This window comes from Mycobacterium sp. (assembly GCF_050701675.1).
In the GTDB taxonomy this organism is placed as follows: domain Bacteria; phylum Actinomycetota; class Actinomycetes; order Mycobacteriales; family Mycobacteriaceae; genus Mycobacterium.
Window position 1 is genome coordinate 1 of the sequence record NZ_JBOGDD010000377.1, and the last position, 7,761, is coordinate 7,761.

Genomic DNA, 7,761 nt, shown 5'->3' on the forward strand with positions numbered 1-7,761 from the left:
GTGCTGAGCGATCCTCCAGATCGGCGGATGGGCTTCGGTGAAGACGTGGGCGAGCAATTGATGGCGGGCGTCGGCGACGCGCACCGCGGCGGCGTCGACGTCCGCCAGCGATCGCGCCACGCTGTCCTGCAGCGCGAGCAGGCGGGTGCGATGGCGCTCGACCTGCACCCGCGTCGCGCCGATCGAATCGAGCATCGCTCCGATGCGAGCCATGCTCGTGTCCGGTGCCTCGACGCGGCGCGCGCGATCGAGGGTCCAGCTCCACGTCTCCCGCAACCGCTCGAGCGCCTGGAGATCGGCTTCGTCCCGCTGCGCGTAACCGTCGACCTGGCGTTGCAGGCCGACGAGCTCGATCCGCAGCGTACGCCAGGAGCTGGCGATCGCCGTCAGCGGCGCCCGCCGCAGCGTTCCCCTGAGCAGATGGTCGGTCTGGGTCCAGAGATCCGAGACGCGCTGCCGGAAGGTGAAGACCTGCGTTTCGAGCTCCTCGCCGGCCGCGCCCTCGGCGGTGGCGTCGTGCATGGCGCGCAACTCGGCCGCGACCTCGCTGGCCTGCGTGCCGATGTCACCCACGCTCAGCGGGGTGGCGCCCGCTGCGGGTTGCGCGGCCGTTGCCCCGGTGTCCTGCGCTCCGGCGGGTGCGCAGCGCCCGTTCAGCTCGACGGTCAGGATCAGGATCGCGAGGATCCTCAGTACGCGCACGCGCCACTTCATTGGCGCTCGGCGCGGCACGTCCGGCGCAGCGGCGGCTGGGTCGACCGCTGCCGGTGGGTGCAGGAACAGTCCCGGTGGTGCATCTTCGTCAGCATCTCGACCTTGGAGACAACCTCGGCAGCGCGATCGTCATACCGTACCTTCACGGCCCCTGCGAGGGTGTGCCCGGTAGGTAGCCGTTCTCCCGCGCTGCCCGGACAGAGCCGGGTTCGTCCCACCAGGTGTCGAGCTGGAGGTCGCCCGCGATCACGCCTGCGGCGTTATAGCCAGCCGCGAAATGGATCAACCCCGCTGGATGGGTCGAGGCGCCCCCCATGTAGAGGCCGGGGATCTCTGAGCGGTAGCGCGAGCCGGCAGACCTGATGCCCCCGTAGCCCATGCGATCAATCGTGTACTTGCCGCCCATGAACGAGCCCAGCTTGAAGCTGGGCAGGCGCTGATGCAGATCGACGGGCGTCACGACACCCGAGTACGAGAGGGGTCCATCGACGACGCCCTTCGCGTGGTGCCGCCAGAGATCGAGCGCAGCCTGCCGGCACGCCGCGCGGGTGTCGTGCCACTCGCCATCGGTGAGGCGGACGGGGACCGGCACGTCGAAGCGCAGGGTCTGCAGGGGTCCATAGACCTGTCCGAAGCCGGCGTGGAACTCGTCGAACTGCGTTGCGCAGATCGCCCGTCCGTGACCTCGAGGGATCGCGCCGGCGCGGATCGTCTCGCAGATGGCTTCGACGTCACCGGCCTCCTCGACTCCGAAGATGTGGAGGTAGGCCTCATTCGCGTCGGGATCGAATGCGGCGGCGCGGTAGCTCGGGGCTTCGCCCCGGTATCCGAAGTGGCAGCCGAGCATGGAAGCCTCCTGCCACTGCCAGGCGTGACACGCCTCGGCCATGCCGATGGGAAGTTGGTTCGCACCGATGAGATCGAAGAAGGTCTCCTCGGCGTTCAGCGTGCTCACGACCGCGCGGGCTCGGATCTCCCGGCCATTCTCGAGTCGGACGCCCGACGCCCGTTCGTTCTCGACCAGGATGCGATCGACTCGGGCGTTGCCCGGGGAATCGCCTCCGCTCGCCAGGAAGGACTGATACAGTGCCCGAGCCGCGGCAACGTTCCCCGCCCGGACGATCGAAGAGTTCAGCAGGCAGTACACCCACAATACGGCGACCTGCCCGATCCCAGCTGCGTCCGGATCGATCCCCCAAAAGGTGGCCAGGTAGAGGAGCGCCTCGCGGACCGCGGGGCTCTCGAACCCATAGTCGTCGACGATGTCGATCGGCGTCCGCGCGGACAGATCGGCCAGCCGCCTGCCGAGATCCGTCGAGCCGAACTGCGCCGCAACGCCGGTGTCTCCGTCTGGGGCGTACAGGGATGGAATCAGGATCTCCTCACACAGCAGGCGGAACTCGCCGTACATGGCCAGGAACCGCTGCGCATCCGCGGCGCTGAAGCGCGCGACCGCCGCCGCGGACTTCTCCGGATCGCGGTGGAATACGAGCGCGCGGTCGTCGGCGTGGTGAAACGCAATCTGCACCGCGGGCGTGACGTAGGCGAGGCTCTGCTGTGCGAGATGAAGATCGATGTGGCACGGCGCGCGCTCGCCCATGGTCAGCATGTACGGGGGCAGCAGGTCGAAGCGGTAGGGGCCTTGGAATTCCTCGGTGCGCAGATTGCCGATGACGTCCGATTCTCCAGGGCCCGCCAGCAGCACCGTCTTCGCCCCGGCCCTGGCAAGGTAGGAAGCGCATACCAATCCGTTGTCGCCGCCCCCGAGCACGATCACGTCGCACGCGGCTCGTGTCGTCGCGGAGGTCACGGCCGCTGCGCCCGGTCATTGAACCAGGTGACCTGCGCATGGGCAGCCGCTTCATCGGCACGCTTCATGAGTCGCTTTCCGTTCCGTGCGAGGTAGTCGCCGGGCCGACTGTTCCACCACGCCTGGTCACGTATCCCCAGGTCTTCCGCGACGATGCACGCGGCGATGTATCCCGTCGCGCACCAGGTGAAGGCGATCGGCCAGGTCCCCTTGCAGGCGTACATCTGCTTGATCGGCATGCGATAGGGAAGCCGGTCCTCATACCACTGGGTGAGCTTGTCTCCGGGAACGTTGGCATCGGGAGCACACCCCCAATGCGCTGCCGGGTCGGCCCGCCAGATGTCGATCGGGGACGATTGAACGATCTCGATGATGCTGTCCCTGAAGCCTGGGGCCAGCTCCTCCAACTTGTCCGTCATCCGCTCGGCGATGTCCCATTTTCGTTGTTCCCAGGCGGCGACGTCGACGGTGCCGTCCTCGTCCATGAGATGCGGATGGATGGACTCGATGCGCACGGTGACGGACCCGTCCGCGCCGGCAAGACTGGGATCGATCAGGGCCGGAATGAAGGTTTCCCACCAGCCTTGGAACGCCTTCTCCGCATCGCCATCGAGTTGGGCCTGGAACCACGCCCCCCAGTCTTCAATCCCGTTCAGACCGATGTAGACCCAATCGGCACGCGTGCAGTACGCGTTCTTGGCCGCGGCCTTCCAGCGGGGCGGACGCGTGAGGTTCCAGACCGTGCACACGGACGGGCGGTGTTTGACATCCCAGTTCTGCATCCTGGCAGCGAGGGTCGGGTCGGCCTTCTCGATCTCGTGCACGCCCACCAGCTCTCGCGTGCCGATCACTCCGACGTTGCTCACCACGGCCTTGCGGGCCGTGACGACCTGGCCGGGAAACATCACCGCGTTTCCCTTCATCCGGATGCCGATGGCGACGCCGTCTTCGACGATGATCCGTTCGACCGGCGAGTTGAGCCACATCGTGCCGCCGCGGGCAAAGAACACGCGCTCCAGAGCGTCGACGAGGGTGCGGTTCGATCCGCGCAGCTGACCTCCGGCACAGAAGTGCAGCATCATGACGCCCAAGGCTCCCTCGCCCTTGCTCCAGGGGTTGAAGAGACAGACCGACCCTCCCGGCTGAAAGAGCACCTGCTTCAGACGGTGGTCCTCGAACAGGTGGTCGAGGAGCTCGAAGGCGTTCATGTTCCGAACCGTCCCGACCGGCAGGCGACAGCAGTAGGCGAGGATCTCGAACGCGCGCTGCAGGTTCTCGGCACTGGGTTCCGAGTAGATCAGCCGTTCGTTGAACTCGACCCGAGTCTTCATCATGCGCCTGGCGATCCGCGCGAAGGTCCAGGCGTCTCTGAGGGAGAATCGAGCGATGTCCCAGAGGGTGCGCAGCGCGTCGGGCCCGACGAACAGGCTGGTGTCGTCGGGGAAGATGCAGCCGAACACCCGCCGATTGGTGATCAGCTCCGCGCCGTGCTCCTCGAGTTCCAGGTCGTCCCAGAGCGGCATCATGCCGCCGGCAAACCCACCGGCGCAGGGGACGCACCGCGCTCCGCCCTGATACTCGTAGCTCTGACAGTGGATGCCCGGCGCGTTGTTCCCGTCCACCAAGAGCACCCGCGCCCCCGCCTTCTGCAGATAGGCGCCGACTGGCAACCCACCCGCTGCGCCTGCGCCGATGACGATGACGTCGAACTCCGGACGCTCCTCGCTCATGTCGCGTCCACGGGTTGCCTCACGCGAAGGCAGCGTCCATCGCCCCGGTATCGTTGTACTCCCGCAGGCGGAGGACGCGTCCGTCGCGCACCGTGAGCACGTGGACCCACGCCATCGTGTAGCGCCGGTCGGTATTGCGGACGCGGCTGGTCTCGCGACCGAGCACGACGACCCGGTCCGCCTGCGCGAGAATCTCGTCGATTTCGAACTGTTCGATGTCGATTGCTGCCGCGATGGCCTGAGCGTACGCCGCGAACCCGGCGGGCCCTGCGAATTGCCCGCCGAACGGAATCGCGTCGGGGAGCGGATTGTCCAGCACGGAATCCGCATCGACGAAGCGCCCGATCAATTCTTCGATCCTTCCACTGGCGAACAGCTCGTAGAACGCCTTCGCCGTCTCCGTCGACGTCATGCCGGCACCGCGATCATGCGCGCCCGAGACCATCCCGCCTCATACGGCGAAATCATGTTCAGGCGGATGGTGACCTTCGCAAACCGCCACTCGCCGCCTTCACGCCGGTACTCATCGTGGTAACGGCCGGCGATCCAGAGCGCCTGGGCCCCGGCCGCGTGGACGCAGGGCTGCCAGAGATGCCACTGGCCCGTTGCGCGGTCTCCATCGACCTCGACGACGGGGTTCGTGACGTGGTGAATCGCGAAGGGCATCGACTTCGACGCGCCGGCGAAGAACGCGCGGATGGCGCCGCGCCCCTGGTACCGGCCCAGCACGCCGCCGTCCCAGATCGCGTCCTGGGTGAACAACGGTCCGAGCCGATCCGCGTCGTAGTCGTCGTCGCAGTAGCCCGCGTATCGACTCTTGAGTTGTTTCAACGCCTCGATGTCTTCGAGCCGTCGAATGCGTTCATCGAGGGTCGGATTCGTCATGTCCCCCTTTCACGGGATCAGCGCTGCGCGACTCACCGCTCACTCGATCCAGCCCTGCTTCTCGAAGCGCGGCTTGAGCTGGGCGGCGATCTCGTTGGCAGCCGCCTTGGCCCGGCCCTCCAGCTTGCTGTTGCCGCTCGCCTCGCCGTACACCTTGGCGCCGGTGCTGACGATGAGACCGACGGGGTTGCCGGTCGCGGCGGCGCCGGCGACGGCCATCGCCCCGCCGGGCGACTTGCCCCCGCCGGCCTGCACGTCGCCGGATCCGAGCGGGCGCAGACCCGTGGCGGTCACCTGAAAGCCAGCCACCGCCGCCTTCAGCTCGGAGGCCCCGGAGCCGAAGCCGATGACGACGCGCTTGGCGGCGCTGCCCGCGTCCATCCCCAGCAGCGCGCCGCGGATGACGATGTCGTTGACCTGCGGTCGCGTCGCCGGGGTCGCCCGCTCGGCCGGGAGTCCCATGTCGCGGATGTCCGCCACCAGTTGCGTCGCGAGGATACCGGACACCTCACGGCCGGCGGTGATCTCCTCCGCGGTCTGGGGCGTGGGATGTTCGGAATACTTGCCGGCGAACTCGGAGTCGGCCGGAACATCCGCCGACGACGAGACGAAGTCGTAGACCCAGATGTGAGCGGGTCGCGCGATCTTCTCGGTTACGTTGATCTTGCGGTTGGTGACGTCGGTCGAGGCGCATCCCGCGACCAGCATCACGGCGAACAGACACGGCAGACGGTGGTGGGCAGACTTCATCGGTCCTCCTTTGGCCGGTTGGCCGGCATGCGTTATTGCTTACAGCGGTCGAAGCTCTCCCGTAGCGTTGCGTCATCGAGCGTGCGGTGGGCGCCAATGGCGATGATTCGTGTGCGCGGCGGGCGGTCGCCCCAGGCGTCCTCAAGCGCGATGTCCACCCGCCTGCCGACCACCTGCAGCACCGCTCGCTGGTCGGGCGCCTCGGTGCTGTGCACGGTCCCCTTGCAGCGGTAGATGTTCACGGGCAGGCGCGCGGCGACCTGGCGCAGCGCTGCGAGCGACAGCGGCTGCTCGGTCTCGTAGCTCCAGGTGCTGAAGGCGTGCGAGTGATCATCGTCGGGCTGACGCTGACAGCGCAGGTCTCGGCAGTCGTGCTCGTCGTGGTCGTGAGAGGGGAGATCCAAGCGCGCCGCCTCGAAGCGGCCGACCGAGAGCAGGATCTCCAACGGCACGTCGCAGCGCGTCGACTCGATGAGGCGGTAGCGATGGAACCGGTCGTCGAGCCAGGCGGTGATCCTGTCGATCTGTTGGCGGTCGACCAGGTCCACCTTGTTCAGAATCAGCATGTCGGACCACCCGATCTGCCAGAGCTTGAGCTCCATCTGCTCGGGTGCGGCGAAGACCTGCTCCGCATCCATCACGCAGGTGATGCTGTCGAGCCGGATGCGATCCCGGAAGCGGGCATCGGTAAAAGTCACCGCAATCCCGGACGGGTCGGCCACGCCGCTGGCTTCCAGAAGGACGTACTCGGGGCGCTCGGGGCGTTCGAGCACCTGCGTCACCGCGGCGACCAGGTCGTCGCGGATCGAGCAGCAGATGCAGCCGTTGGCGAGACTGATGACGTCGCTCTCCACACCGACCACCAGATCGGCATCGATATTGATAGAGCCGAAGTCGTTGACCAGCACCGCCACGCGCAACCCGTGATCCCCCGTCAGGATGCGGTTGAGCAGCGTCGTCTTCCCCGCCCCGAGGAAGCCGGTGAGGATGGTGATCGGCACCGCCTGCGGCGCCGCGCACAGTTCAGAGGGGTTCATGTGCCCGTCTCACCGGTGACGCGGCGCTTACTCATCGCCGCCGAAGATGTACTTGATCCGCTCCACGATTTTGTCCCGCACCATCTTCTTGATGTCGATCTTGAAGTTCTTGGGCCAGATCGGATCGGGTTTGCGATAGACATCCGGCGGATAGTAGTCCTTCGGATCGTATTCGACGTTGCGCGGCACCGGCCCCTCGATCTCCGTGAAGGATTCGATCCGTGCATTGGGGAAATTCACGGTGGTGTTGGTGAGGCCGATGTCGAACAGCTCCATCGCCTCCTTCGCCGAGGGACGGGCGAAGTTGGTCGATTCGGGCAGCGCCGCCTTGCGCGTCCAGATGGCCTGCTTGGTGACATTGACCACCACCCCGTCCGGTGCGCCGAACTGGAAGAGGCCGTCCCAGTGCGCGCGCACGCCGGCGACCATTTCCGGGACCAACTCCTCATCGTAGGACAGGTGCGTGGCCATGGCGAGGCGCGGCTGCACCTGCTTGAACACGTAGCCCGCCGCGTAGTGCACCGTGTGGGCGACGTCGATGGGGACCAGCCCCATGAGCGGTGGGATGCCGAACTTCAGCGCCTGGAGGTTCATGGTGTCGGGCTGCAGCTCCGACACGAAGACGTCGACGCCCTTGGCGAACTTCGTGGTGTTGGCATCCGGCCGGCCATCGCCCGTCCAGACGAACGACAAACCGTTCCAGTCGAGGCGGTAGGCCGAGGCGCCATCCTTGCCGTGCGCACGACGCCAGTGCCGGATGACGACACCATCCTTGTCGTAGCAGATGCCGTTGTCGTCCTCATAGTCGAACTCGTTGACCTCGACCTCGTAGCCG

General features: G+C 66.7%; 7 protein-coding genes and 1 pseudogene. All 8 read right to left on the reverse strand.

The annotated features are described in order from the left end of the window. On the reverse strand, positions 1-702 hold a 702-nt coding region (locus tag ACRDUX_RS11300; protein WP_526413883.1), incomplete at its 3' end, for a hypothetical protein. Between the two features lie 154 nt (positions 703-856). After that, a complete protein-coding gene (locus ACRDUX_RS11305) occupies positions 857-2,524 on the reverse strand; it encodes a phytoene desaturase family protein (protein ID WP_526413885.1) in 1,668 nt (555 codons plus the stop codon). Next, positions 2,521-4,254 carry a phytoene desaturase family protein gene (locus ACRDUX_RS11310; protein WP_526413887.1) on the reverse strand — a complete coding sequence of 578 codons (1,734 nt, stop codon included), beginning with the start codon at positions 4,252-4,254 and terminating at the stop codon, positions 2,521-2,523. The genes ACRDUX_RS11305 and ACRDUX_RS11310 overlap by 4 nt, the downstream gene beginning before the upstream one ends. 19 nt (positions 4,255-4,273) lie before the next feature. Beyond that, positions 4,274-4,666: a nuclear transport factor 2 family protein gene (locus tag ACRDUX_RS11315; protein ID WP_526413890.1), complete on the reverse strand. Its 393-nt coding sequence runs from the start codon at positions 4,664-4,666 to the stop codon at positions 4,274-4,276. Beyond that, positions 4,663-5,139 (reverse strand): nuclear transport factor 2 family protein, encoded by a 477-nt coding sequence (locus ACRDUX_RS11320; protein WP_526413892.1) that lies wholly within the window; start codon positions 5,137-5,139, stop codon positions 4,663-4,665. The genes ACRDUX_RS11315 and ACRDUX_RS11320 overlap by 4 nt, the downstream gene beginning before the upstream one ends. A 39-nt stretch (positions 5,140-5,178) precedes the next feature. After that, complete coding sequence (locus ACRDUX_RS11325) at positions 5,179-5,889, reverse strand: DUF4410 domain-containing protein (protein WP_526413894.1); 711 nt, start codon at positions 5,887-5,889, stop codon at positions 5,179-5,181. Positions 5,890-5,921: 32 nt separating this feature from the next. After that, a complete protein-coding gene (locus ACRDUX_RS11330) occupies positions 5,922-6,890 on the reverse strand; it encodes a CobW family GTP-binding protein (protein WP_526413896.1) in 969 nt (322 codons plus the stop codon). A gap of 63 nt (positions 6,891-6,953) precedes the next feature. Further along, positions 6,954-7,761: pseudogene (locus ACRDUX_RS11335) on the reverse strand (hypothetical protein); the annotation flags it as partial.